The organism is Chryseobacterium jejuense (assembly GCF_017877355.1).
GTDB lineage: Bacteria > Bacteroidota > Bacteroidia > Flavobacteriales > Weeksellaceae > Chryseobacterium > Chryseobacterium jejuense_A.
On sequence record NZ_JAGIPR010000004.1, the window covers coordinates 388,695 to 414,651 of the forward strand.

Genomic DNA, 25,957 nt, shown 5'->3' on the forward strand with positions numbered 1-25,957 from the left:
AATGTATTGAATAGTCTTCAAAGAACCATTAAATATAGATTAAATACCCGAATTTTCCCTTCTTAGCACGCATTTTGCATCCTACAACGCTCTTAAAAATTTCAGTATCTTTAAGAGTATCAATTTTAATCTCAAAAAAATAAACACCCGTGATCAAAAATTTAATGTTCCTTATTTCTTTTTGTTTTTTAGTATTATCATGTAAAACAGAAACTCCACCACCTCCCGTTGATAAAAAAGCAATTGTTGATTCTACCATCACCGCTTTTCAGAAAACACTTTTAGAGCAGCAGATTGATTCTGTATTCAAAAAGTATCATTTTAATGGAAGTATAGCCGTTTTTAAAGATTCTCTTCCTCTTTACAGAAAGGAAAACGGGTATTCGGATTTTAAGAGAAAAGTTAAAATAGACAGCAGTACCATTTTTGCGATAGGATCTGTAAGCAAGCAGTTCACGGCCGTTATGGTCTTGCTTCAGATGGAACAGGGAAAATTAGATGTTACGGATAAAGTTTCTAAATATGTAAAGGAGTTCCAGATCAAGGAATATGAAAATATTACGATTCATCAGCTTCTGAACCATACTTCAGGGCTTAATATGATGGGAGGAAAACTGATGTTTAAAAGCGGGACAGATTTTTTCTACTCCAACGACGGTTTTAATGCCTTAGGAAAAATCGTAGAAACCGTATCCGGAAAATCATATGATGACAATGCTTTAGAACTATTCAAAAAGGCAGGTATGACTCAGTCTTCAACCGGAGATGTTTTTAAAGGAAGTAATTTCGCATCAGCTTATTTGGGAAATGCCAGTAAGTTCGAGGAAGTTCCCAATATGCCTAAAAGATTAGGCGGAAAGGAAATAGGTACTCCTGCCGGTGGAATTCTTTCTACCATTCAGGATCTTCATACATGGAACAATGCGTTGTATGGCGGAAAAATTCTGAAACCGGAAATGCTTAAACTCTTCATGGCAAAAAGTGCAGAAAGACGCCATGCAATCTTTGGAAAAATGGGCTATGCCTACGGAATCATGTTGAACATCGGCAAGCCCAATTCTTATTTTCACAGTGGGTATATAAAAGGTTCTCCTTCACTGAATATCTATTATCCTGAAACGAAGACTTCTGTTATTATTCTTTCTAATATTGCAGATGAAGAAAAAGGAAAAGGTTTAGTCTTCAAACCGCATATTGAAGTGAAGAAGATTACAGACCATCTTGAAAGCACCCTTAATCAGCTTAGATCAGGACATTAGTTTTTTGGGCTTTGAATACAGTAAATTATTTTTATACTTATGAAAAAGATGTACTTCATAGCAATCTATCCGCCTGAGGAAATCATTGAGCAGATAAAGGAGTTTAAACAAGATCTGGCTATTTCTTTCCATAACTCCAAAGCATTAAAAAATGATGCTCACATTACTCTTTTTCCACCTTTCTCCAGAGAACCGGAATTAGAGGAAGATATTCACGTTGCTTTTCAGAAAATTAATACCAATCTTCCACCATTTGAAATGGAATTGAATGGCTTCGGGAGTTTCCCCAATCCCAAAAATCCGGTGATCTTTGTGCATCCTGAAGATAATATTCACTTAACAGATCTTTACAACAGGGTAAAACAACAGTTTAGGTTTGCAAAATATTCTTTCACTCCTCATATGACTGTAGGCTACAGAGATTTGAGTTGGGAAAATTATCTTAAAGCCTGGGAAAAATATCAACACAAAGAATACAAAACGAAATTTCTAGTTGATAAAATTTTATTATTAAGACATGATGGAAAATGGGTTCCTATTGCGGAGAAAACCTTTACAGAAACAATATAAAACCTTTCCTATTTTATTCCCCCAATTCCTACAGATAGCAACCTATCTCTATTATCTATTCATCTATCATCTCTTCGTCTTTACCCCATTATTATTTTATAAAGTCCTATCTTTGACCCCAATGATTGCAGAGAAGATAATTTTAGGTATTGATCCCGGAACAACTATTATGGGATTTGGTCTTATTTCCGTTAAAAAAGGTAAAATGGAGATGGTTTCTATTCATGAACTTATCCTGAAAAAATACCCCAATCATGAGACCAAACTAAAATATATTTTTGAAAAGACATTGGCATTAATTGACGAATATCACCCTGACGAAGTAGCTCTTGAAGCACCTTTCTTTGGAAAAAACGTACAGAGTATGCTGAAATTAGGGCGTGCGCAAGGCGTCGCTATGGCTGCAAGCCTATATAGAAATGTTCCCATCACTGAATATTCCCCTAAAAAAATTAAGATGGCCATCACCGGAAATGGTAATGCCAGCAAAGAACAGGTAGCAGGAATGCTTCAGAATCTTCTTAATCTAAAGGAGTTTCCAACAAAATATTTAGATGCCTCGGATGGCCTTGCTGTTGCTGTATGCCATCATTTTAATTCAGGAACAATAGCCGATACCAAGTCCTATTCCGGCTGGGAGAGCTTTTTGAAACAGAATCCGGATCGGTTGAAGTAGATAATTTGATGGACAATCACAAAATTACTTAATCTAATATGAATGGAATTTTCTTTGTTTTTAAAACACCATGAAATATTTTAATATTGTTTTTTTTCAAAGAGTCTAACTGTTCTTTGGTAAGTATTTTTTTATCTCAGTACTGTCAAAATTTAATTCTATCTGAATAAAATATTCCTTCTTTTTATCAAAAGTATAATAACTACCTGAAGACTCAAGGTCCTTTTTAAAAATTGAAATTTTCTTTGAGAGTTTCTTTTTGATCATCGGGAGCCAAAACAAATTTTGATTTTGTAATGACTTTAAATGTCTTTGTTCCCCAATAATCAATCTTAACACCCTGAGCCAAAAGTTTTTTCCATAGTAAAGAATCTTTGTGTGCATTACATATAAATTGATCCATTTCTTTTCCTCTCGGCTGCTCTCTATCAATATAAACTGTATTTACGGTAGGTTCTTTACTTTCTTTATCAGTTATTAATATACTTCCCCCTAAATATCCCCATCCTGCATTATTAATAAATGAAAGCGGATAAAAAATGTATTTTACATCTGTATTATTTCTGACCACAAGGCAGGAGTTTTTATTTGCATCATATACTGAATCGCAAAAGTTAAGAGTTACTCCTTTTGGGGTACAGCTTAAGCACATCATAAAAACTATTAGGAGCAGGATCTGTTTCATACTTTATTTTCTGAATTTTAATTAAAATCATTTTTTAAAATAGATCCAATCGCTACTTATATAATCACAGTTTTTACAAACTCTTGTTTCTAAGGAAACCATAAAACGATACCATTTTTTTTCCCAGAGAATAAGTACTGCTTAGCAGGCTGAATTTATATTGCTTTGTTTCATTCTTTTTCAGTAAAAAACTGTAAGGAAAACATGGTTCTGTAAAACAGTCAAAATGATTCCTTGGAAAATCCATATCATCATATACTCCATCTTCAGTATCACTTTTTTGAAATGCAGTTAGCACCAAGGCATTATTGTCAATCTGCTCCGGAACTTTAATTGGTCATTTATCAGGATTTGTGATTTCAAAAATAGCTTCTCCTGTATTGATGTTATCAAGATTCAGTTTATAGATATATTTTGTATTGACTTCCTGCCCAAAACAGGAAATAGATATCAGAACAAAAAAGGAGATAATAATTGATTTCATAAGCTTGTACAGTTTGAAAAATAAATTAACCCAATATCTATTATAACACGTAAAAATAAAATATTACGTTTATTCGCTCTTAGCTCAAAAGTAATTCTAAAATAGAAATAATTTTTAGATTAATCACCTTAATATAAATTCATTAATAACAGATTCTACTGCCAGGTCATCCAATCTAGCGGAACTATTACTTTTTTATATTATTACCTAAATATATCCAAACCAGAGATACTATCCTTTAATCTTGGTTTTCAATTTACTATTCCACATAAAGCTATTTTAACTATTAAAAAAGCGGATACCAAAAGTATTAGTATCCGCATCGTCTATTTCATTACTTACGCATGCTTTAGAAGCATGAGTATAAAGCTATCTATTAGATATAAGTTTTACTTTACCTTTTAACATCCCATCATAAATTTTATACCCTTTAATTACAATTAAGGAACTATGGGTATTTTAGCAACAATACTATCTTGTAGTACTTTATAACCTTTTTTTTCTAAATTATCTATATATTGATTACAGCCAAAAATTGTTGCATTGTATTTATTATGAAGAGAGCTCACATGATATGCATATACCTTCCCTTTTGTATAATTATATAAACTATTATCATCTCCATTTAAACTTAATGCAACATTTTTAGATTCTTTAGGCTTTAAAATAATCAAATCTTTTTTGCAATCATTGTCATTAAAACGGTTATAATATCCCTTACTGAAGTACCTAATTGGAATCATTTTTTCTCCATTTTCTAAAGTATATGATGAACCGTAAAACCCATTGGGGTCAATGATATAGAAATTATTCGTATTATTTATAATGTTATACTTTATTTTATTTTCAGTATTAAGATTATATATTCCTTCTTTTAAAAATATATCGATTTCTTTTCCTTTATTTAGTTTCATTTGATTAGAACAAAAGATAAATAAAAAACAAAATGGTAATAAAAATATTTTTCTCATAATTTTAATTTAACGTCTTAATAACTGGAAAAAATACCATGAAATATTTTCAGCATGTCTATATCCCTGTTTATCCATAGAGCCTGTCCATTGTGCAGCTTTATTATATGCGGATAATTCATTCATTTCTTGTGCAATGTAGCTATTTCCTTGCAAAAGCCTCCATTTGGAAATTACAGTAATGATTGTTCATGAATAATTACAGATGCAGCTGTAAAATTATCCTCTATGGTGTCCAATAGTCTTGGTGCTAGTATAATTTTCCCATTAATAGGATTCGTTATTCCCCAAGCAGGAGAATTACAGACAGTATTATTTATGACCAGATCTAATAATTTATTGTTATCAACAGTTGACAATTTCACGCTGTCCAGAAGGCTTTACCACTTTTTTGACAGAACATCTTTTAAAGCTTCAATCTTTAAACAACGTTCTGCATAAAGTTTCTTAAACTTAGAATTTTCGGACTTCAGATCTATAAGTCTTTAAATATCAAAACTTTCTATACCAGAATATTTACTCTTCCAACGATAAAAAGTACCTTGAGTAATGCCATGTTCACGGCATATTTCTATGACACTCTTACCATGTTCCTGTTCTTTGAGAATCCCAAAAACCTGATTCTCTGAATACTTACTCTTTTTCATATTTAAATTTAAAGTTTTTTTAATCAAAAACTCTAAATTTAAATGGATACATTTTTAGGGAAGTTTACATTTTTATATAATGAGAAGTTTAATATTTTTTTAGAGAAAAGCAAACTTTAGATATATATTATTTCATCACTATACACTTTCTTTTAAGACAATACTACTTCTTTAAACCTTTATGAGATGTTATGATTTTCTTATCATTGTTATGCAGACTTTGGTGAAAAAACTATCTTATATAATTATTTTCTTTTTCTCTAAAAAACTTAGAAATGTTAATATCCATTTTTTTTAAACTAATATTAGGATTAATTATTAAAATATTCTTTTTTCGTAAAGAATCTTTGATTAGCTCTGGAAGAAATTTATTAGAAAAAGTTGTATTTGAAGTAATATATATACATTTTGTAGAATCTATTTTATATGATGAAATAGCATTCTTAGAAATGATCGGTAAATCTAAGATTTGAGCTTCGTTAGGTAATATAATTTTATAACTATTTTTATAATGTAAATACATTAATGCTTCTTTAAATGATAGTTTATAATTGTTCATTGTTTTTTTTATTAAAGAACTACTATAATCATATTGATAATCCAAATAATCCTCACCGGAATAAATACTAAGAGGTTGGCTAGGAATTTCTACTTTATCCTGATTAACAACAGTATACTCTGTATAGTAATCTCCATAATAGAAAATTAAAGGTATGTCGCTATTATTTTTCATCTCAATTTTCAGAAATTTACTTTCAACTCTTTTAGTTAATATTTTTAATTCAAAATCATCTGGATTAATAGCTATAACTATTAGAATAAGATAATTTAATACTATATTTTTCATAATAACTTATGGTTTAATTGATGTCAATGAGAAAAAGTACAAAGATGGAAAATATCTTCCAAACGCATGTGAATCTTTCATACTCGAATTAGTCATTCTATCAATTGTACTATGAGCCCAAAATTCTGTTATTTTTAAAGCCTCAGTCGCTCCATATCTATTTACCCATTGACCATCAGTCGTAAATAATGCAATTATTTTTTTCAGGCTTTCTTCAGTAGCAGGATCATATGACATAATCCCATTTTCGATTAAAAATCTATTTAATCTATTTTTATACTCTATTGCTGCACCAGCTAAATGCCCTAGGTGATTAAGTCCACTGGTGATTAGCCATATTAATTATGCGGTAAGCAACATCTCTTTTTTCATATAAAACCACTTAGAGTTTTTCTTTTCAAAAAAATAAACATCAGTTTTGCCTCCATATCTTCCATTAAATAGATCTATATCTTGAACTATTATGAATGCTTTTCCTTTTTCATTATCAATATATATATTTGAAAAAATTACTTCTATATATTCTTTTTCTTTAATATCTTTTTCATTATTCTCAAATCTAACAGTTTGTTTAGATGTGAATTTATCTATATCAAATTGCAAATATTTAGTATTCTCATTTATCGTAAATCCTTCTTTATTTATTTTTTCATAAAAATCTTTTTTGCAATTATTTACGGACTCTGAGCCGCTCAACCCTTCTAAAGATTGGCACATTTCTGCAAAAAAATCACTATGTCCTACTTTTTTTATTATGATAATAGGAACTGTTTTATCTGGCGAACTGTATAAATTAGAAATGAATAAATCTGCATTATCATTGATGATATTTCTTCCTATCTGTTCTTGTTTGTTTATAGTATTACATCCTACAAAAAGACATAACAAGATACTAATTTTTAAAACTTTAAAACTTCCATCCATATTTATATGATAAATTAATTGTTGCTTGGTTTATTCCAGTTATCATTCCAAAAGTTCGTTGCTCCCAATAATTACCATAATCTTGACCACGTGGAGCATCACTAGATAATATATTATAGGCTCTTCCCCAGTGAACAAATTCGTGTAAAGTTGTTACCGCTAATAAGAATGAAGTACCTTGTATATATGCGGGAGTTTGTAAAGTTTCAAATGTTTTTACCAAATCTGCATTGATATAACTTTTCGGATAGGCTGATTGCCCTAAATTTTTCATCTGAGCTAAAGCAATAACCTGTCCTTCAGGACTTTTAATATCTAAAAAGTTTAAAACTTGTTCTTTTGTAAATCCTGTATCTTCAGCCAAAGTAGATAATACTTTAGGATTGGCTTCTAAAAACTGTGGTAATTTTTCTAGAACTTCATAGAATTTAGGATATTGTTTTTTTATAGCTTGTAAGTTTCCTTGTCTCGTTTCTCTCTGTATAAAATCTGTTGTTAAATGCGCCACGTGGTTTAATCCTGCGGTGATAATACCTTGTCTAAACCCATCCCAAAAATTTCCACCTGCAATGGTAGAAGAAATACCGCCACTTAGTCCTCCGGTAGTAACCATAACCGCTTTCATATATTCTTTTCCAAAATTATTATAAACAGTCTTATTTGATGTTTTACTTAATCCAAAATTAGTACCTAAAGCCTGTATTCCACTAGACATTAAGGAAGAAATCGCTCCGCTCATAAAAGCGGCTCCTCCAAACTCACCTCCTATAGAAGCCATTACTCCACTGGTTAAAGCATGAGCACCCGCTTCAAAAAGAGCCTTACCTACACTCACAATGGTTCCAAAAGTAGAGGTAGCAGCCGATCCTATTCCAAAACTGATAGCACCTGAAATTCCTCCCATGACTGCAGCTTTCCCCATTCCATACCAGAATGGTATGCCGTTGATCATGTTCATAATTGCTTTTGTTGTAATAGCAACTGCGATACCAATAATAACAGCTACACCTAAGGTTATCGCTTCATTTCCGTCTACATCCACATACAATAAAGGGTTATTATAAACATATCCAAATCTGTCATAACTCTGCGTATTGAACGGGTCCTGAACCAGATTATCCGGACTTAAAAACTTTCTGAGAACAGGATCATACAGACGGGCGTTCATATTGATAAGCCCGGTTTTCCACAAATGCTCATGTCCTGTATACCCTCTATCTAAAAATATATCTCCTGAAGCAAGCTGTACTGCATCTGTAATTTTTTGCCCGTTTACATCTACAAGCTCTTTAAGATTCCCCCAGGCATCAAAGAAACGTTTTTCAACAGTAGCTCCATCTGCTTTGGTAATAGCAAGAATACTTCCGAGATTATCTCTGTGCAGGAAATAGTTTTCCGAGCGGTCTACTGACCCTCCTAATGTTATATAATCTTTCTTTATATAATTAGCAGAATAAGGATCCCCTGTGATATATGTTGTTATCTCAAGTGTTCCAGCACCTTTATTTGGAATATTTGTAAATTCTACAGCAAAATCAGAGGTATAAAACTTTTGTTTTCCTGAATTAGAAAACATGGAGTAACGGGTTTTCAGAATATTGTACTCAAAATTCAGATCTTCTTTACCCGCAAGACTTATTTTTATTGGTGCTTTGAATGCATTATAAGCAATAGAAGCAAATCCTCTCTGGGCACTTACATTCTGCCCTGCGGTATTAAAATCAATACTTTGTAATTTATAATCTGTTTCGTTATAATTATATTTTCCTAATTCTGTATTGGAAGTTATTCTTCCTCTTTTATCATAAGTATACTCATTAGATAAGACTCCGTTTACCGCTTCTGTAAGGAGACGGTTCAGCTTATCATAAGTAAAGTCTTCTTTTTTTCCGAAAGTATTATTTCTGCGCCAGTTGAGTACCCCTTTATTTACATCGTAATTATAATCAATATCCAGAACTGATGTTCCGTTGTTGGTATTCTGATGCTTTATCTGAGTAAGAGAAAAATCATTTGGATTATATTGGTTGGTAATTGTATACCCATTGCCATACTCCATCTGAGTAGTTTGCCCTTTTGCATTTACTGATGATATATGCCAGATCGCAGTATTTTTTACAGCATCATTCTGCTGTATCAGTATACCATTACTATCATATATATTTTTTACAGATGAAGAGGAATAGTATCCTGAAAATTTAGTATTAATATCTACAGTATCTGCTCTTCCCAAGGCATCAAATGTAGTAGATGACGTATAGGTAAAAGCAGGTGTTTCTTCTTTCTTCCCTTTTATTCTGAAATACTGATCATAATAAGTGGTATAGGTAAATGTATTACCATTGCTTGTTCCTGTAATGGTTTCAGGAAGTTTTGTCTGCCCATTATAGGTGTATTTTTTTTCTATATTGGTGTTCTCTGCAGCTGTATTTCCGTACGTTTTTTCTGTAAGAGGTCTTCCTAAATCATCATATGTATATAATGTATAACCTTTAGGTGTTGTCTCCTTAATAATACGGCTTAAATTATCATATTCATAGGTAAAAGTTCCCGCAGAAGGATCTTTAATTTTAGATTTATTTCCCCAGGCATCAATTTCAAAACTCGTTTTGATGCCTTCATAATTGGTTTCCTTTAAAGTACCGTTAGGGTAGTATAAATAGGTTAAAACACCTCCATGATCCTGCTGTCTTACAACATGTCCCATTGCATCTACAGTTTTAGATGTTTTTTTGTAACCATCATCTACCGTAACCTTTAGTTTCTCATAACATGTTGTAATTACCTTTCCGGTAAATGCAATATTTTTTACAGGACGGTTGAGTTCATCATATTCTACCGTATTCCATTTTATTGTTTCGCCTTCAAAAAAAGGTTCAGATGACTTGATCTTTTTTCCGAAAATATCATATTCTGTTTTCTGAATAACCCATTTGCCATTTACAGACTGTGTCTTGGTCTGAATTTCTTTGTCAAACTTATCAAAGGTTACAATGGTCTCTGCACCACCTTCTCTCTTTTTATGAAGATTATATAAGCCTCCTGAAGAAGCATCTGCAACAGATTTCCATATGTTTGTTTTTTTACCCAGAAAATCTGTTATTTCCGTTATATTTCCCCAGCTATCATATTGATAAGATGTAGATAAACCAAGTGAAGAAACTTCAGATACCGTCCTTCCGAATGAATTTATATTTGCTGTAGAAAATAATCCGTCAGGAGTCGTTGTCTTATTCACATAACGATTGGTTCCTTCATAGTCATACGAGGTAGTTTGAGCTGCTATTCCTGAGGTAGATAATGTCTGGGTTTTCAGATTACCAATTCCATCGTAAGTATAAGAAGTGACAACAGGTGCCATATTAGCCTGGTTACTATATTTTCTGGACTCTGAAACATTTCCGTTTGGAAAATAATCAGATTCTTCTTTGGTAGAAAGTGACAATCCATCTTTAGAAACTATATTTTCAACAGATGCCATCTTTCCATAGAAATAATGATCTCCGCTAGAGAATTCCGGTTTATATGTAAATTTTGAAACAGAAAAACCAATTCCATTATAATCTGTACTTGCACTTTTTAATTTCAGATCATCAGCTTCATCATAATTATATTTTTTACTGATCATAACATCTTTAAGAATGTCTTTGGAATTCTCTTCCACAGGCATAATAAGATACTGATGATTTCCTTTATCAAACTTTTTATTGATTGTTGTATTTTCAATAAAAAATTTATTAATACCACCATAGGTAGATTTTACAACAGCATTATCCATTTCCGGATCTCTTGTCTCAATATTCCAGAAAACCGCTTTTACCGGATTTTTATTAATATACTTTCCATTCTTCAATTCAGATTCATAAGCATCACTGGCATAAGTTTTCTGAAATCCTCTGAATCCTTTTCCTTCAAGATGCTGTATTCCATTTTCATATCGGTATTCTTTTGTAAGGATTTTATCATCAAATACAGTATGAATCCTATTAACCAAATAAAGCATTGGATTAGCTTTATGTACAAAATAAGGATATTTTAACTGCTCTTGTGATTTGTAAGTATAAGTCAGTCTACTTTCATCATAAGAGGCTCCCTCAACTCGTGGAAGATCCATACTCTCATAATAAACCTTTTGTAAAACATCTGACCCATTATTTACTTCCTGAATCTGTTTTTCTAAAAAATTATCATTACTGATCCCAATAGAATTATATTGATGTACAATTGGATCAAAAATATCAATTCCAGACCTAAATATATTAAGATAATTAAAACTAGATGCTGCAACAATAAGTGATAGTGGAGAAATTGCATGGTTTTCTATAGGAAGTGTAGATAATTGCTTAAATGTGCCTCCTTGCAGATTTTTATTCTCATAAAAATTGACCCTATTAGTAAGTGTTGAATAGAAATCTTCAAATTTAAGGAGTGAAACCCTTCGCGTTAAAATATTAGGTAAGTTGTGTACTGGTACATCCCATAAATTTCCACTCGAATTATATTTTATCTTACCAATTTTATTAACAGTAATAATATCTGAACGTCCGTCATTATTAAAATCTGTAATAATTATACTGTTAGTTGCATACCGTGTAAATTCATATGAATCAGGTTGCCCATTCCAGAATTTTTGCCAAAAAGTAGTTCTCTTTATATAATTATTCTGTGATGGTTTTAGATAGGCAATTTTTTGTTCTGTATAATCTTCCTGATTTTTAATATATGTTGCTCCATTTCCTGTATACTTCCACCAAAATAAAGGTTCATTCTGCATCCTGTAGTAGATTTCCCCCATTTTAAATCCTAAATTATCATCTTCAGGGATTTCATAAACCACTTGTGGAGTTAAAAAATCAGTTAAACCATCACCATTGAAGTCCCCAAGAAAAATAGGTGTTTTACTTCCAAAATTATAGAGCTGTTCATTAGCAACTAATGTATCCAAACTATTTGTTCCAAAGTTGATTTTATAAACCGAATATTTTGCACTATATTTATCTACAACCAGTAATTCTGGAAGACCATCTCCATCAAATTCTACCGGATAAATATCTTTACCGTGAAAAGCTAAAGTTTCACTTAAAATAAGTGGGTTAAGATCAATTGCCGTACTGGAATTCTGTTTTCCAATTTCTGCCAGATATATACGATTTCCTCTATTAAGGTTTTGTGGCTCTATAATTAAAAAATCTATAAGTCCATCATTATTAAAATCAGCCTGAACATACTCTCTTCTTGTTTCATCGCGTGTATAGGATGTTTCATAAGACCCTTGACTATAAGGATCATAAGGATCTGGTGATATATAGTTCTGTACTTCCACGAGTCCTCCCTTTACAGGAACTGTTACTTTTCGCAGATCTCCGGTCACCATATTCTTTATTCCAAAGACAACCTGGTCCTTTAGCTGCTGATTTGCAGCAGAATTTGGACTGTTATAATCCCCGGTATCTATAGAAGACTCGTTCACCACAATTAATTGATCTTTTTCTGTTATTCTGTTATTCAGATCCAAAACTTTTCCAGAATACAATATTGTTCCTGAATTATTTTTCTCAACATTTACAGAATAGGAAAAAGTGCCTCCATCACTAATATCATATCCATTCTTCTGCCTAACCTGAAAAATGGGATATGCATATCTTTTATTGGTAAAATCGCCTACAGTAACACTTCCTAAACCAGTAGCTGCTCCAACAAGTCCATCCCATCTGCCTGCACCCCATTCTATTAGCCCTTGTGTAGTAGTGTTATAATTAAAAGTAAGTGGCTTGAGATTCTCTCCATTTTCATTACTTACAACCACATTTCTTAAACGTTCTGCACTATTATCTTCAATATAATCATGAGAAAGAACATATTTTCTGTATAATGGCACACTGGAAGATCCTGTATTGATTTCATAAAGGACTTTATTGGTGAGATAAGAAACTCCTTTTCTAAATATCTGAATATTTCTCTTTCGTGCTTTATAAAGGAAATTTACAAAGTATTTATCATCCTCAGCATTACTGCCTCCATATGATATTTTGGTTATGACCGGAACATTATTTTCTACCTGATAAGAATAATGTATTTCATTGTTAAAAGCATCAACAATTGTAGAAATATAAAACTGTTGAGAAACTAACTCTTTATATTTTGCAATTTTACCATCTGTATACTGAACAATAAATTTATATTCACCGGATGTAGGTTTTGTAATTTTAACTTTTGAAAATTTTTCTGTGGCAAAGGTAGTTTCATTAATTTTTATTAACCTCTGCCCATCCAGATAATAAGGATCTTTACCATCATATTGAGGCCCTATGGTAATTCCATCAATCTCTTTACTTTTTCCACCTATCGTAATCGCAGAAAGCCCTACGATGTTCCAACCCCATCCAGCCTGTCCATTGCTATTCTGACTATTATAAGCTAAAGCTACATTGGGTTGAAAATTATTTAATCCTTTAAAAACTTCTATAGGTAACGTATAAGTAAGAGCACCTGTTTCACTTGTACCCATTTCCGCCTGTACCGAAGGTGTAAGTATATTAGACCCTGTTGTTTTAGAAGCTATATCTTTCTGCATAGGATTATTCTCGGCATAACCATCAGTGCTATATTTCAAAGGAATCTCAATAGTCTTATTCTCTTGAGCAAATATTGAGTGATATGATATAAAGAAGAATAGAAAAGAATATATCTTTAATTTTATTGTTTGTGAAATTACCATCTTAAAACATTTTTAGATATTACCTGCCCATTAATTAAAACAAAATTGACAACAAAAGTTCCTGGAAGCTGATTCTGCAGGCTAAAGGAAATTGTAGTAATACCTTGAGTTGGTGTAAAATTAAAATTATGAATAAGTGAACCTGTTGAATTAAAAACCTGTACGCTCTGGATATTATTCAATGCCGGACCAGACCATGATACCGTCACGTTATATTGCTCCGAAGCTTTTGTAGGATTAGGGAATATTTTAATATTATTCTTTATCTCTTCCAAATCATGTGGAATTAACTCTATTGGAGGAATTAAAACATTCTTTCCACAATTTGTATTCACAAAATTTCCGGCAGCATCATATGAAAAACATTGTCTTACAGGGTTATTAGGAGTTGTTGGGGTTTGAGAAACCTGTTCAATTGAAATAGGGCAGGTCTTATTAATCAATTCATCAACATTATCTCCCCAATCCAAACGAGAAAAAGATTCCTGAAGCATATTTTTAACTAATTCTTCATACTTTTGAATAGGTGGAACAAAATTAGCTGCTAACGGATTAGGAACTGCTTGATAATAGGTTAGGGCATCAGGTTCAAGTTGTACGTTTGGATCCAGTGTAGATCCTGGATCAGGATGATATTGAATTGAATTGACAGTATAAAACTGTGATGGATTTGCTCCTAAATTTGCAATAAAATTAGGTTTAGGTTCACTTCTGAAATCCCATGCCATTGAGCTTAATATTTTTCCTACTCCATCATTAGTAACATATTTTAGAGACAACGTTTCTCTCTTATTTCTGATAATAATCTTATCCTGAAGAATGATTTGATCCTCTTTTCCAGCAGTGGTAGTAAAATACTCTGAAAAAGGAGTTGTATTGCCAGGAAGAGTACTATAGGCAATTACCACAAACTGCCCACTTTTAATAATCTTATCTGGTAATTGAAATGAACCCTGATAATCATTTAAAGTCCAATTTTTAAGATTTAGATCTCTATCGCTGTAATTATAGATCTCTACAAATTCTCCTCTATGGTGTTTTATAGCATCAATCAGCTCACCGTTAGGAACCCCATTAATTTTCTTAGTAAACTTCAGTTTTTCATTATAGGGAGTATTCCAATACACCTCTGTAATCATTATCTGAGAATAAAAAAGCTTTCCAACAAGGAGCAGAAAAAAAGAAGCAGTATATTTTACTTTCATGACTGGCTTATTAGTTTTTGTAAATTTTGATTATAAACTCCCTTGGAGATCCTGTTCTGATTCATTAAAGCAATTGATTTAATAAGAGAGTCTGTATGATCAATATACTGTCTTGGATCAACCACAATATTCAATATCCTTTTTTTTCCCTCTGAATCTCCCTTTTTCGAATAGTATTTTGCAATCAGAACATTTATACGGTCAATCATATGTGTATTGAAAGCACCATACATATTTTTACATTGAAGAAGTATTTTGTCTTTAGCAGCATCAAGTTGATTACCCATAATATCAAGCTTGATTTTACGGGTATTAACTTCAAATCGTTTATCTGGTGCATCTATGTTTTCTTCTAAAAACTTCATAAGTCCTATAGTTTCAGTAGATACAGCACTTTTTTGATACTCTGCTTTTTTCATGTAGGCATCTAATAGCGATAAAGCAGACCAGAATGTTTTCTTTAGAGCATTATTTTGATTCTCAATCTGAATTAAAACATCATGTTTTTTCTGGAATCGCGCTAGATCCCGAATATATTTTAAAAATAAAGGATCTTTTTTATCTACAGTATTGTAATAGGTTAATGCCTTATTTAATGCTTCAGGATTTTTTTCTTTCCGCATTTTTTTAAAACTTAGATTATAAAGTTGACGAATATGCTGCTCTCTGTCTTTAGAAAAAGGCTTTGCCAATAATGTATTCAATTCAGTATTTAATTCGTCTGTCGTAAGATGATCAAATCTATGTTTTTGTTTTTGATACTGCTCTTTTTTATAGGCTTTAAACTTTGCGTTTTTGTGAAGGCTTCCAATATCAGCATCCCACTCTACCAGTCTGCATACTTTAGAGTATTGTTCCTGCATATTCACATTTCTAAACCTCTTTTGAGTTGGGTTCTCATATTGCCTTTTAACATCAGTTAATAAGCGTCCACTGGAACCGATAAGTTTTACTATTTTTTTATTTCCGGTCGCAGCATTTACATATTCTTTGTTGAGACGCTGCTGAAGCTCAATATTATCGGGTGTTATCAGTAAAGCTGCTTTAAACATCAGTATTACTTCCCATTCCTTATTTTTTTGCGATAATAAGACTTTACGCATACCATCATAAGCTCTTATTTCATTAGGAAATTGCAAGATGATTTTTTGATAGATTTTTTTTGCTTCCTCAAATTTTTGCTGCTTTTTTAAGTCGGAGGCAGATTTTAGCAGTGCATTAACATCATCAGCCAAACAACTTTTAGAGGTAACTTTGGAATACAGATTGCTTGGAAATAGCAAATAGAATACACCTAGAGAGCCTAGTGTAAGGAAATCTTTTCTGGTCATTATTTGTTTTTTTAATTAAAAGGGGAAGACAGGGTTTCAATGGCCTGTATCTTTATACCGCATAGGTCATAAATATATTGTCTAACTTCCCCTTATTGCAAAAGTAAAATATTTTATAAATTCTCCAAGCAATTACTCTTATTTTTTTCACTACCACATGAAAAAACATATAAATCACTTATTTCCAGATAATAAATTTATACAAAGACACACAAAACAAATATTTTTTTTAATTAATAACACCACTATTTCAGCAATGTATTTAAAGCCAACAGTTAAATTACTTGGTAAAACATAATACTATCTTTTACATTGGTATGATTTTTAATACTACATTTGTATAAATTTTCTATAATGAAAACAAACCAACAAACTATAAATCAAACGAATCATAAAATAAATTGGTTCCAGAAGTTCCTGATGGTGTGCTCTGGCGGGAACATTCATATTTTAAGAAAAACTCCAAGTGAATGGAATAAGTTTTCCGGTATTGGAGGTATTGTGCTTTTCACCGCCGTGTTTGCTACTTTATCGGCAGGTTATGCCATGTATACAGTATTTGATAATATCTGGGCAGCGTTAGGGTTTGGAATTCTGTGGGGATTAATGATCTTTAATCTCGACCGTTATATTGTGTCTTCCATCAAAAAAACCGGAACCTGGTGGAATCAGATTCTGATGTCTATTCCCCGTTTAATCCTTGCTACATTTTTAGGGATTATTATTTCAAAACCTTTAGAACTTAAAATCTTTGAAAAGGAGGTGAATAAGCAGCTGAACACCATTATTCAAAGAAATAAAAAACAACTTCAGGGTGAAATGAGCGGAAGAATTCTTCAACAGAGCGGCCCTTTTGAAACAGAGAAGAAACAAATCGCAGAAAAAACGGCCCTATATCAACAATCATATGATTCTGCTTCTGTAGAACTTGAAAAGGAAATTTTGGGAAAAGAGTCTGGTTTAACCAGTGGAAAAGAAGGATTCGGGCCGAATGCTAAGCGCAAACAACAATTGAAGGAGCAGCGCAGACAGGATCTTGAAAACTATCAAAAACAGGTAGCTCCAAGACTGGAATATCTGGATCAGGAAATTTCAAAAGTATATACCAACCTTGAAACGGAAAGAAAGTCTACAGAAACCTTTGAAGATAAATTTAACGGTTTTGCTGCCCGACTTCAGGCTTTGGACGAACTCGGTAAAAACTCAGCCATCATAGGATTGGCAGCCACTTTTATCATGGGCTTATTTATCTGCCTTGAAATCTCACCGGTTCTGGTAAAACTAATTTCTCATGTTGGACCTTACGACTATCTTTTAGAAAAAACAGAAAACGACTTCAGATTATATTCTAAAGAAAAAATTGAAAAGGGAAATGCTCTAACTGATTTCAGGGTTGAGGATTTCAAGGATAATCTAAAAAAATAATGTATTTTTCATCCATGATTATTGATAAAGAAGAAATCCAGAAGAAAAAGAAAAAGCTGGACGATTGTAAGGCTTATCTTAAAAAAGAGTTTATTGGCATAGATAAGATCATCGATGATATCATGGAATATCTTCAGATCTGGTATCTAATGCCTGAAATCCTAACCCGCCCCGTGGTTATTAATCTATGGGGAATGACCGGAGTAGGAAAAACCGACCTGGTAAGAAAAATGGTTCGTTTTCTTGATTTTCAAAACCGTTTTGTGGAGATTGAACTAAGCAATACGGATGAAACTTCATGGAGTAAAAGTGTTTCCGACATCTTACAAAGTAATGGACTAAGTGATGAGAAGCCAAGCATCGCCCTTTTCGACGAGATCCAGCGTTTCAATACTATAGATCCGGATGGTATTCCGGTTCCACAAACCAAGTTCACTGATTTTTGGGAGCTTTTAAGTGATGGACGCCTGAGTAAAAGAGAACGGGAAGATCTTGAACACTATTTATTCTCTTACCTTTTCCGAAAAAAAGAAAATGACAGACGAAAGCTGAACGGAGAGACGGAACTGGATGAAAATCCGTACCTGAACTTATGGGATGCCAAAGAATTAAAAAAATACCTCAGCATGGATGATGATGTGATGAGCATTATTGATATGAAAGAGGAAGACATGATTAAACTGATCCGAAAAAAGCAGAAAGAAAAGAAAATCTATGAACCTGTGGATTACAGCAAAATGCTTATCATCATCAGTGGAAACCTGGATGAAGCCTTTCAGATGTCAAAAGAAACCAGTGAAGCAGATGTGGATGCCAATATTTTCCATGCGTTCACTAAAAAAATAACGGTTGTTGATATTAAAAATGCTTTAGCCAGAAAATTTCGTCCTGAGCAGGTAGCCAGATTCGGGAATATTCATCTGATTTATTTTTCATTAAAAACCGAAGACTTTCACAAGCTGATTCAACGGGAGATCAATAACCTGAAGCATCAAACAAAAACAAAATTCGGAGTTTCTTTAAAAATAAATAAAGCTATTAATGAGCTTATCTACAGGAACGGTGTATTTCCGGTTCAGGGAGTTCGCCCTGTATTCAGCAGTGTTGTGGATATTTTGGATACCAACCTCAGCAAGTTCTTATTTGAAGCCATTATCCATGATGATAAGAACATCGAGATCAATTACCTTCAGGAGAAGAAAATTATTGCAGGAAAGATTGGTAAAAGAATCATTGAAATTCCTTATCTGGGTAGAATTGACAGTATACGACAAGCCAACCAACAAGATGCTGTAGCCAACATCAGTGTTCATGAATGTGGACATGCGGTCTCTTACATGCTATACACAGGCTTTGCCCCATTACAGCTTAAAAGTAAGGTAGCAAGCAGCTATGCAGCCGGTTTTACTTTCCCACACCAGATCCATGATACTAAGGAAAGCCTTCTGAATAAAATCAAAATCTATCTTGCCGGAGGAATTGCTGAAGAAATTATTTTCGGAGACCAGCATGCCAGTATTGGCAGAAGCCATGACAGGGAACAGGCAACAAGCCTGGCCATTGATTTCATCAGAAAATATGGTTTTGAAGAAGATTTTCAGGCCGCTTATAATCTGGAGGCATACCCGCAGCGCATGCAACAGCACATTACAGATGAAAGAATTGAAAAACTGATGCAGGAACTCGCACAAAAAACGAGAGAAGACCTCATTCTACATCTGAACCTACTCAAGAATATGAGCAAAACCCTTAGCGAAAAAGGAAGTATGTATCCAAAAGAAATCTATGATATTGCAGTTAAGCACCAATTGGAAGTAAGCATCAAAGAAGAAGGCTATCTGCATATTACAAATTATCATGATTTGCTAAATTCCTAGAGAAAATATCTATAGAAATCACAAAAACCATTAATAAATTCAAACCTTTTAGTTCAATCTGAAAGGTTTTTTCTTTTTACATTTATACCAGTAAAAATCAATTATCATGAAAAACTTATTTTTAGCATGCACATTAGTGCTTAGCGGTATATTAGCTCCTGCACTAAAAGCTCAGGCAAGCGAGCCTTTTTTAGGACAAATAGCTTTTGTTCCTTATACTTTTGTCCCAAAGAACTGGGCTGAATGTAATGGACAAATTCTGCCAATTGCTCAAAATCAAGCTCTTTTTTCCCTTTTAGGAACTACTTATGGAGGAAATGGTATTACAACATTTGCTTTACCAGACATGAGAGGAAGAGTGCTTGTTCACAATGGGCAGGCTCCCGGAGGACCAACAACTTACACGATGGGACAGATTGGCGGTGCTGAAAGTGTCACCTTAACAGTAACACAAATACCTGCACACAACCACACAGTAAATGCAGTGACTACCGACGGTAACCAAAATGCCCCTACTGGAAGCCTTCCTGCCAATACAAAAGTTCTGGATAAAGAATATTCAGATGCAGCAGCAAATACTACAATGAAGAGTACAATGCTGAACAATACCGGAGGAAATCAGGCTCACGAAAACAGACCACCATTTCTTACTCTGAAATGTATTATTGCATTAACCGGAGTATATCCATCACAAAATTAAAAACTATGAAATTTCTCTACTTACTATGTCTGGTGCTTGTATGCTCAGCTTCAGCCCAGACAATCACTTTTAACGGGTGTCATAATCTGTTTGAAGATCAGAATTTTACCTTCAACAAAATAGGAGTAGATGCTTTTAATAAAAACATTTATATGACAACCCCTATTAACGATCAGCAGCCTTGTAGCGGATTGGGGAACTGTGAGTTTAAAATTCAATGGAACAATACCCTTACAAGATGGGAATTTCTTGGTGATGAAGGAGACGGAACGTTTACTAGCCCTTTTTTAATTTATTACAACTCCACAGGAAATAACTCTCTCTCCATACCTCCAGGCAATAATGCCGGAATCTGGATTGAAAATACAACTGTAACAAACGGAGACTGTAATGGAAATCTTACAACTGGCAATTCTACAATGACCGGTGACGTACAGGGTCCCGCACTTGGAATACAAGAAGTTTCTAAAGGTAAAATTCAAGTTTTCCCTAATCCTGTTTCAGATTTCATCCAAATTTCAGGGATTAATGATGGACAAGTTATACAGATTTACAATATTGACGGAAGACTTATAAGGTCTGAAGTATTTGATTCAAAAGTGAATGTTTCACAGCTTACATCAGGTGTTTATGTATTAAAAATCAAAACCCGGGGGATGCAATCTCATGAGTTTAAATTTGTAAAAAAATAAATAGGATATTTTAAAATCGAATAAAAAAAGACTGCCTTATGATAAGACAGTCTTTTCTATATTATGAATACTCTTTATAAAGAATAGTTTGGAGCTTCCTGTGTAATAATTACATCATGCGGGTGTGATTCTTTCAATCCGCTTCCTGTAATCATTACCAATTTGGAATCTTTTTGTAAAGCTTCAATATCTTTAGCTCCACAATATCCCATACCGGCTCTTAAACCTCCGGTTAACTGGAAAATCACATCTTCTAGTTTTCCTTTGTGTGGTACTCTTCCTTCAATTCCTTCAGGAACGAATTTCTTAGCTTCACTTTGGAAATATCTTTCTTTTCCTCCTCTCTTCATGGCAGAAAGACTTCCCATTCCCTGGTAAGACTTGAATTTTCTTCCCTGGAAAATAATTTCTTCTCCCGGTGCTTCGTCTGTACCTGCTAACAGGGATCCTAGCATTACTGCTCCTGCTCCACTTGCAATAGCTTTTACAATATCTCCGGAAAGCTTGATCCCACCATCTGCAATAACAGCTACGTTTTGAGATTTAGCATATTCGTAAACATTATAAATTGCTGATAATTGAGGCACCCCAACTCCGGCAACTACTCTGGTTGTACAGATTGAACCTGGACCAACACCTACTTTAAGAACATTAGCTCCTGCTTTGATAAGATCTGCAGCTGCTTCAGCGGTTACGATATTTCCTCCTACGATATCTAAAGTTGGATATGCTTTTCTGATTTCAGAAATTTTATCTAAAACACCTTTAGAATGCCCATGAGCAGAGTCAATCGCTATAATATCCACTCCAGCCTGCACTAAAGCTTCAATTCTGTCTAAAGTATCTTCTCCCACTCCCACTCCGGCACCCACGATAAGACGGCCGTTCTGGTCTTTATTGGCATTTGGATATTCTAGTTGATTATCGATATCTTTAATAGTAATTAAACCTACAAGCTTGTTATCCTTATCTACGATAGGTAATTTCTCAACTCTGCTTCTAAGAAGGATTTCTTTTGCTTTTTCAAGATTGGTATCTTTGTCTGAAGTGATCAGGTTTTCTTTCGTCATGATCTCCTCTACTTTCACATCAAGATTTTCCTGATATTTTACATCTCTGTTGGTAATAATTCCGATAAGAACATTATCAGCATCCACTACAGGAAGTCCTGAGATTTTGAACTTAGCCATCATCTCTTTAGCCTGTCCTAAAGTGTAGTCTTTTGATAGGGTAACCGGATCTGAGATCATCCCGTTTTCGGAACGTTTTACTCGGTTCACCTGTGCTGCCTGCTCGGCAATCGTCATGTTTTTGTGGATAAAGCCTAAACCTCCAACTCTTGCCAGGGCAATAGCTAAATCACCTTCAGTAACAGTGTCCATTGCAGCGGAAACTATCGGAACATTCAGCGTTATTTTGTCGGTAAGTCTTGATTTTAATGAAACCTGGTTAGGTAAAACTTCTGAATAAGAAGGGACTAGAAGAACGTCATCGAAAGTGATGGCTGTCTCTACAATTTTGTTATGAATAGACATCTTTACTTTCTTTGCAAAATTAGGCTATTTTAATGACATATGAAAATCATTTTTAATAGTTTAAATAAAAATTAATAATCAATAAGTTAAATCGAAAAACCGCTCTTTTTAAGAACGGTTTTCCTTTACAAAATAAATTTAGTATGTCTGAAACTACTTGCGACAATTAATTTTTCTTGATGATTAAAGAATAATATGAGGTTTTAATCATTTTTCTATTTATCTGAAACGGCATTGATCATTTTTGAAATATCGTCAGGAGTAAAGCTCCCTTTTACATCTACAAAGACCAATTCCTTATCTGAATTCACTGTAATCAGCATGTTTTTAATAGCTTCACCCTTTTGCTTTACACGCAGATTCACATTTTCGCCGTTATGTTTTATGGTAGCCCAGTCTTCGTATTGATTATTGTTCAAAAACTTAGCATAATCATTAAGCATTTCTTTACTCCCATTTTCTACGGTAAGAACCTTTATTTTCGAAACCTTTTTAATAAGGTTAATAAGTTCTTCACTTTCTCCTTCTTTCTTCAAAGCCTTTTTAATATATGGCTTAGCCAGCAATAACGGCACATTAAAACTTGTAAACTTAGCTTCCTTAAAGTCATACTTAGAGTCTGAAAAGAAATCCATATTTGGTTTTTCTGAAACAATACAAGACTGAAGGGCACCTATTATCAAAAGTGATAAGAAAATAATTCTGAGCGTTTTCATGGTGATTATTTTAATCCATTGGTCTTAGTAGTCCGCCTGATGTTTTACTGATATTAGCATCTATTTCCGGTCTTCCTCTATATCTGACAGATCCACCTGAAGATGCTCTTACTTTTAATTTATCCGATACATTTACGGTAAGATTTCCCCCGGAAGTTGCTTCCGTTTCAAGGTAAGTAAATTTCAGATCGTCAGCTTTACATAATGCTCCACTGCTGATATCAATAGTTCCTGAATCTGCTTTTCCACTCAAACTGATATTAGAACCGCTTGAACTTTTAATCCCAATATTACCGGCTGTAATTCCTGCTCTGATGTTTGATCCTGAAGATACTGAAATGGTTGCGGCATTTGAAATTTTGAAATCTCCGGTAATATTGGAGCCGGATGAAGCATCAATTTTCATATTTTTTTCCTGAATAGAATTTACGATGGTAAGGTTAGAACCTGATGAAGCATCAATACTTTCCATTCTTGGAGAAGATACATTAACACTTAAATTTTTAAATCTCAGATTTCTTACTCCTTTATTATCAATATAAATTCTCAAAACACCATTTTCCACCTTGGTAATGATATACTCTAACTTATCTGAATCGGCAATCACTTTTACACTGGTTGGTTTTTCCTGTTTAAAGATTACGTTTACACCCGTACTTACCTGAATACCTGAAAAATTACCTACATTTCTGGCTTCACCATTAAGGTAAGATGAATTACTATTTGAAGTCGCATTACTTCTTGTGCTGGAAATCGAGTTCTTTTTAGTCTCACTGGAGTTAATAATCTTGCTTACATCATCCATAGACAATTTCCCATCAAGCATTACAAATATGCTTTCTCCGCTTCCACCATCGATGCTTAACAGCAGATCATCCAAAATACCATTTTTAGCTTCTGCAGAAAGGAATTTTACTTTAGCTCCGGCATTATTCACGGACATGATTTCGTTGTAGTTCAGATTCTTTAAATAAGAAGAAATATCTTTACTTAACTGAGACATGTTAGTCTGAACCTTACGCCCTTCAGCAGTATTTCCCTTTTCCGGATTTTCCGTAATCAGAATCTTAAGTCCGTTGATCTTTGACAATAACGGTTTAATCTGATCCAGCTGGGAATCATCAATATTAAGACTGCTGAGCATCCCGAACATAGGTTTTGCAATCTTAATGGAAGTTACTCCCTCTACTTCCTGATATTTATCAAAAAGCTGGTCAAATTTATCTTTTTGTCCATATACATTAAAGAAATGGGTAAAAGCAAGAGCGAATATTATGAATAGTTTTTTCATGAGTCAATTTTATTTTTTAAGTTAATGATGGCAACTGTTTTTCAGATTAATAATCATCTTCTACCACCGTAGGCTGTGCCAATTTTTCACTAACGTTATTTGCAAATATCTGGAATGAGTATTTTGTTACATTAATAGCTTCTTCTACATTGTCTATTCTTTTACCGTTTACAATAACGTAAGAATTTTCATAGCCTGTAGAATCTTTAGAGGTATTATTTTTAAAAGAGGAGTTGTCTGCATATCTTGGCTTTCTTTCCTTTTTAAGTCTTCCTCTTTTCGGTAAGATTTCATCCATAACATCTTTTTCAGCTACATTATTTTCCTGAAAGATAGAATCTTTTTTAACCCCTGAAATAGAATCGGTATGATTCACTGCCACCTGGTCCTTGTGATTATTGTTTTCTTCAATAAAGCTGGACTTCTGCTTCAATACTTCATTTTTCACAATACTTTCCTTATCCTGAACTCCTGCTTCGGAATTAGTTTTAAGGAAAAATCCGATCCCAAAAACCAGCGTTACACTGGCGGCCATCCAGAACCATTTGGGAAATGAGGGCTTTTTATTTTCTTCAAGAGGAATAATAGGCGTTGTGTTTTCTTCAGAGGTTGTGTTTTCTGCCTGCTGAAGGAAATCATCAAAGCTCCATTCCATTTTTTCTTCCTTTATATCCCGGAAGATTTCGTCGTATTTATCTTGTAATTGATCTTTTTTCATAGCTCATCAGTTGTGAGATTTGTTCTTTTACTTTTTGTCTTGCCCGCATAAGGTTTACCCTTACTGCATTTTCCTCCATTTCCAGCATTTCAGAAATTTCGGAAACATCGTACTCTTCTACATCTTTCAAGTGGATCACCAGCTTCTGTTTTTCGGGAAGTTGATTAATAAATCCTATAATATATTCTTTAAGGTTATCAACGTCCATACTGTAAAGTTCCGACCGGTGAAGCTGCATATCCGCAAAGCCTATCTTCACATCGTGATGCTTCAGGCGGTTCAGGCATTCGTTCCGGACAGACTTCAGCGCATAGGATTTTAAGTTCCCAAACTGCTCCAGTTCATCCCTCTTCTGCCAGAACTTCATCATGATATCCTGCACTACATCTTCTGCCTCATCACTACTCATAACGAATCGCTTCGCAAAACGATACATCTCGTCTTTGAGAATAAACACCGTATTCTTGAAAGTTTCTTGGGTCATGAGTTTTGTTTCTTATAGGTAAGACAACCAGTCTTTACAATCTATTACATCAAAAATAAAAAAACTTCAAATATTTTTGAAGTTTTTATTTTTTATCAGTTATTGACTGAGATAAACAAACTTTACATTCTTATTCTGGTACTGTTTTCCATTTGTATGAAATGGATCAGGAAAATTGAATAGTATTAATAAATAAAACCTC

General features: G+C 33.4%; 22 protein-coding genes. 7 read left to right on the top strand and 15 right to left on the bottom strand.

Annotated features, from left to right (window positions below):
• Nucleotides 1–149: 149 nt before the first annotated feature.
• The 3 genes from J2772_RS11005 to ruvC all read left to right on the top strand — a co-directional run bounded on the left by J2772_RS11005 (nt 150) and on the right by ruvC (nt 2,505).
• On the top strand, nt 150–1,259 hold the full coding sequence (locus J2772_RS11005; RefSeq protein ID WP_209916541.1) for a serine hydrolase domain-containing protein: 1,110 nt from the start codon (nt 150–152) through the stop codon (nt 1,257–1,259).
• A 39-nt stretch (nt 1,260–1,298) separates the two neighbouring features.
• Nucleotides 1,299–1,829 carry an RNA 2',3'-cyclic phosphodiesterase gene (gene thpR / locus J2772_RS11010; RefSeq protein ID WP_209916543.1) on the top strand — a complete coding sequence of 177 codons (531 nt, stop codon included), beginning with the start codon at nt 1,299–1,301 and terminating at the stop codon, nt 1,827–1,829.
• 121 nt (nt 1,830–1,950) lie between these two features.
• A complete protein-coding gene (gene ruvC / locus J2772_RS11015; RefSeq protein WP_209916647.1) occupies nt 1,951–2,505 on the top strand; it encodes a crossover junction endodeoxyribonuclease RuvC in 555 nt (184 codons plus the stop codon).
• Nucleotides 2,506–2,731: 226 nt separating this feature from the next.
• On the opposite strand, the gene J2772_RS11020 is transcribed toward ruvC, so the two are convergent.
• From J2772_RS11020 to J2772_RS11065, 10 genes are all read right to left on the bottom strand, one after another.
• On the bottom strand, nt 2,732–3,190 hold the full coding sequence (locus tag J2772_RS11020; RefSeq protein ID WP_209916545.1) for a hypothetical protein: 459 nt from the start codon (nt 3,188–3,190) through the stop codon (nt 2,732–2,734).
• A 337-nt stretch (nt 3,191–3,527) separates the two neighbouring features.
• A complete protein-coding gene (locus J2772_RS11025) occupies nt 3,528–3,674 on the bottom strand; it encodes a hypothetical protein (RefSeq protein WP_209916547.1) in 147 nt (48 codons plus the stop codon).
• A 440-nt stretch (nt 3,675–4,114) separates the two neighbouring features.
• Complete coding sequence (locus J2772_RS11030; protein ID WP_209916549.1) at nt 4,115–4,645, bottom strand: hypothetical protein; 531 nt, start codon at nt 4,643–4,645, stop codon at nt 4,115–4,117.
• 485 nt (nt 4,646–5,130) lie between these two features.
• Nucleotides 5,131–5,292, bottom strand: coding sequence for a transposase (locus tag J2772_RS11035; protein WP_209916551.1), 162 nt, complete (start codon nt 5,290–5,292; stop codon nt 5,131–5,133).
• A gap of 232 nt (nt 5,293–5,524) precedes the next feature.
• Entirely contained in the window at nt 5,525–6,139 is a 615-nt protein-coding gene (locus tag J2772_RS11040; protein WP_209916553.1) for a hypothetical protein, read from the bottom strand.
• A gap of 6 nt (nt 6,140–6,145) precedes the next feature.
• Complete coding sequence (locus J2772_RS11045; protein ID WP_209916555.1) at nt 6,146–6,376, bottom strand: hypothetical protein; 231 nt, start codon at nt 6,374–6,376, stop codon at nt 6,146–6,148.
• Between the two features lie 105 nt (nt 6,377–6,481).
• Complete coding sequence (locus J2772_RS11050) at nt 6,482–7,063, bottom strand: hypothetical protein (RefSeq protein ID WP_209916557.1); 582 nt, start codon at nt 7,061–7,063, stop codon at nt 6,482–6,484.
• Nucleotides 7,047–13,637, bottom strand: a complete 6,591-nt coding sequence (locus J2772_RS11055; RefSeq protein ID WP_209916559.1) for an RHS repeat-associated core domain-containing protein — start codon at nt 13,635–13,637, stop codon at nt 7,047–7,049. The genes J2772_RS11050 and J2772_RS11055 overlap by 17 nt, the downstream gene beginning before the upstream one ends.
• 137 nt (nt 13,638–13,774) lie before the next feature.
• The gene (locus J2772_RS11060; RefSeq protein WP_209916561.1) at nt 13,775–14,986 is read right to left on the bottom strand and encodes a lamin tail domain-containing protein; all 1,212 of its coding nucleotides are present in this window, start codon (nt 14,984–14,986) and stop codon (nt 13,775–13,777) included.
• Entirely contained in the window at nt 14,983–16,317 is a 1,335-nt protein-coding gene (locus J2772_RS11065) for a tetratricopeptide repeat protein (protein ID WP_209916563.1), read from the bottom strand. Before J2772_RS11065 ends, J2772_RS11060 begins: the two co-directional genes overlap by 4 nt.
• Before the next feature lie 354 nt (nt 16,318–16,671).
• On the opposite strand from J2772_RS11065, the gene J2772_RS11070 reads away from it, so the two are divergent.
• The 4 genes from J2772_RS11070 (at nt 16,672) to J2772_RS11085 (ending at nt 21,011) form a co-directional block, all read left to right on the top strand.
• A complete protein-coding gene (locus J2772_RS11070) occupies nt 16,672–17,742 on the top strand; it encodes a DUF4407 domain-containing protein (protein WP_209916565.1) in 1,071 nt (356 codons plus the stop codon).
• Entirely contained in the window at nt 17,742–19,619 is a 1,878-nt protein-coding gene (locus tag J2772_RS11075) for an AAA family ATPase (RefSeq protein ID WP_209916567.1), read from the top strand. The genes J2772_RS11070 and J2772_RS11075 overlap by 1 nt, the downstream gene beginning before the upstream one ends.
• Before the next feature lie 106 nt (nt 19,620–19,725).
• The gene (locus J2772_RS11080; protein ID WP_209916569.1) at nt 19,726–20,319 is read left to right on the top strand and encodes a phage tail protein; all 594 of its coding nucleotides are present in this window, start codon (nt 19,726–19,728) and stop codon (nt 20,317–20,319) included.
• Nucleotides 20,320–20,324: 5 nt separating this feature from the next.
• Nucleotides 20,325–21,011: a T9SS type A sorting domain-containing protein gene (locus J2772_RS11085; protein WP_209916571.1), complete on the top strand. Its 687-nt coding sequence runs from the start codon at nt 20,325–20,327 to the stop codon at nt 21,009–21,011.
• Between the two features lie 74 nt (nt 21,012–21,085).
• On the opposite strand, the gene guaB is transcribed toward J2772_RS11085, so the two are convergent.
• The 5 genes from guaB to J2772_RS11110 form a co-directional block, all read right to left on the bottom strand.
• The gene (guaB, locus tag J2772_RS11090; protein WP_209916582.1) at nt 21,086–22,546 is read right to left on the bottom strand and encodes an IMP dehydrogenase; all 1,461 of its coding nucleotides are present in this window, start codon (nt 22,544–22,546) and stop codon (nt 21,086–21,088) included.
• A gap of 215 nt (nt 22,547–22,761) precedes the next feature.
• Nucleotides 22,762–23,262 (bottom strand): DUF4252 domain-containing protein, encoded by a 501-nt coding sequence (locus J2772_RS11095; RefSeq protein WP_209916584.1) that lies wholly within the window; start codon nt 23,260–23,262, stop codon nt 22,762–22,764.
• A 10-nt stretch (nt 23,263–23,272) separates the two neighbouring features.
• On the bottom strand, nt 23,273–24,553 hold the full coding sequence (locus J2772_RS11100) for a DUF4252 domain-containing protein (protein WP_209916586.1): 1,281 nt from the start codon (nt 24,551–24,553) through the stop codon (nt 23,273–23,275).
• Nucleotides 24,554–24,599: 46 nt separating this feature from the next.
• Entirely contained in the window at nt 24,600–25,271 is a 672-nt protein-coding gene (locus J2772_RS11105) for a hypothetical protein (protein ID WP_209916589.1), read from the bottom strand.
• Nucleotides 25,246–25,755 (bottom strand): RNA polymerase sigma factor, encoded by a 510-nt coding sequence (locus J2772_RS11110; RefSeq protein WP_089737897.1) that lies wholly within the window; start codon nt 25,753–25,755, stop codon nt 25,246–25,248. Before J2772_RS11110 ends, J2772_RS11105 begins: the two co-directional genes overlap by 26 nt.
• Nucleotides 25,756–25,957: the final 202 nt, after the last annotated feature.

What these genes read in the sequence shown, in the direction of transcription:
- J2772_RS11065 (WP_209916563.1), bottom strand. Translation starts at nt 16,317, where the DNA reads ATGACCAGAAAAGATTTCCTTACACTAGGCTCTCTAGGTGTATTCTAT.
- J2772_RS11040 (WP_209916553.1), bottom strand. Translation starts at nt 6,139, where the DNA reads ATGAAAAATATAGTATTAAATTATCTTATTCTAATAGTTATAGCTATT.
- J2772_RS11050 (WP_209916557.1), bottom strand. Translation starts at nt 7,063, where the DNA reads ATGGATGGAAGTTTTAAAGTTTTAAAAATTAGTATCTTGTTATGTCTT.
- J2772_RS11080 (WP_209916569.1), top strand. Translation starts at nt 19,726, where the DNA reads ATGAAAAACTTATTTTTAGCATGCACATTAGTGCTTAGCGGTATATTA.
- J2772_RS11095 (WP_209916584.1), bottom strand. Translation starts at nt 23,262, where the DNA reads ATGAAAACGCTCAGAATTATTTTCTTATCACTTTTGATAATAGGTGCC.
- J2772_RS11045 (WP_209916555.1), bottom strand. Translation starts at nt 6,376, where the DNA reads ATGTCATATGATCCTGCTACTGAAGAAAGCCTGAAAAAAATAATTGCA.
- thpR (WP_209916543.1), top strand. Translation starts at nt 1,299, where the DNA reads ATGAAAAAGATGTACTTCATAGCAATCTATCCGCCTGAGGAAATCATT.
- J2772_RS11085 (WP_209916571.1), top strand. Translation starts at nt 20,325, where the DNA reads ATGAAATTTCTCTACTTACTATGTCTGGTGCTTGTATGCTCAGCTTCA.
- ruvC (WP_209916647.1), top strand. Translation starts at nt 1,951, where the DNA reads ATGATTGCAGAGAAGATAATTTTAGGTATTGATCCCGGAACAACTATT.
- J2772_RS11035 (WP_209916551.1), bottom strand. Translation starts at nt 5,292, where the DNA reads ATGAAAAAGAGTAAGTATTCAGAGAATCAGGTTTTTGGGATTCTCAAA.
- J2772_RS11105 (WP_209916589.1), bottom strand. Translation starts at nt 25,271, where the DNA reads ATGAAAAAAGATCAATTACAAGATAAATACGACGAAATCTTCCGGGAT.
- J2772_RS11030 (WP_209916549.1), bottom strand. Translation starts at nt 4,645, where the DNA reads ATGAGAAAAATATTTTTATTACCATTTTGTTTTTTATTTATCTTTTGT.
- guaB (WP_209916582.1), bottom strand. Translation starts at nt 22,546, where the DNA reads ATGTCTATTCATAACAAAATTGTAGAGACAGCCATCACTTTCGATGAC.
- J2772_RS11075 (WP_209916567.1), top strand. Translation starts at nt 17,742, where the DNA reads ATGTATTTTTCATCCATGATTATTGATAAAGAAGAAATCCAGAAGAAA.
- J2772_RS11025 (WP_209916547.1), bottom strand. Translation starts at nt 3,674, where the DNA reads ATGAAATCAATTATTATCTCCTTTTTTGTTCTGATATCTATTTCCTGT.
- J2772_RS11020 (WP_209916545.1), bottom strand. Translation starts at nt 3,190, where the DNA reads ATGAAACAGATCCTGCTCCTAATAGTTTTTATGATGTGCTTAAGCTGT.
- J2772_RS11100 (WP_209916586.1), bottom strand. Translation starts at nt 24,553, where the DNA reads ATGAAAAAACTATTCATAATATTCGCTCTTGCTTTTACCCATTTCTTT.
- J2772_RS11055 (WP_209916559.1), bottom strand. Translation starts at nt 13,637, where the DNA reads ATGCAGAAAGATATAGCTTCTAAAACAACAGGGTCTAATATACTTACA.
- J2772_RS11110 (WP_089737897.1), bottom strand. Translation starts at nt 25,755, where the DNA reads ATGACCCAAGAAACTTTCAAGAATACGGTGTTTATTCTCAAAGACGAG.
- J2772_RS11060 (WP_209916561.1), bottom strand. Translation starts at nt 14,986, where the DNA reads ATGAAAGTAAAATATACTGCTTCTTTTTTTCTGCTCCTTGTTGGAAAG.
- J2772_RS11070 (WP_209916565.1), top strand. Translation starts at nt 16,672, where the DNA reads ATGAAAACAAACCAACAAACTATAAATCAAACGAATCATAAAATAAAT.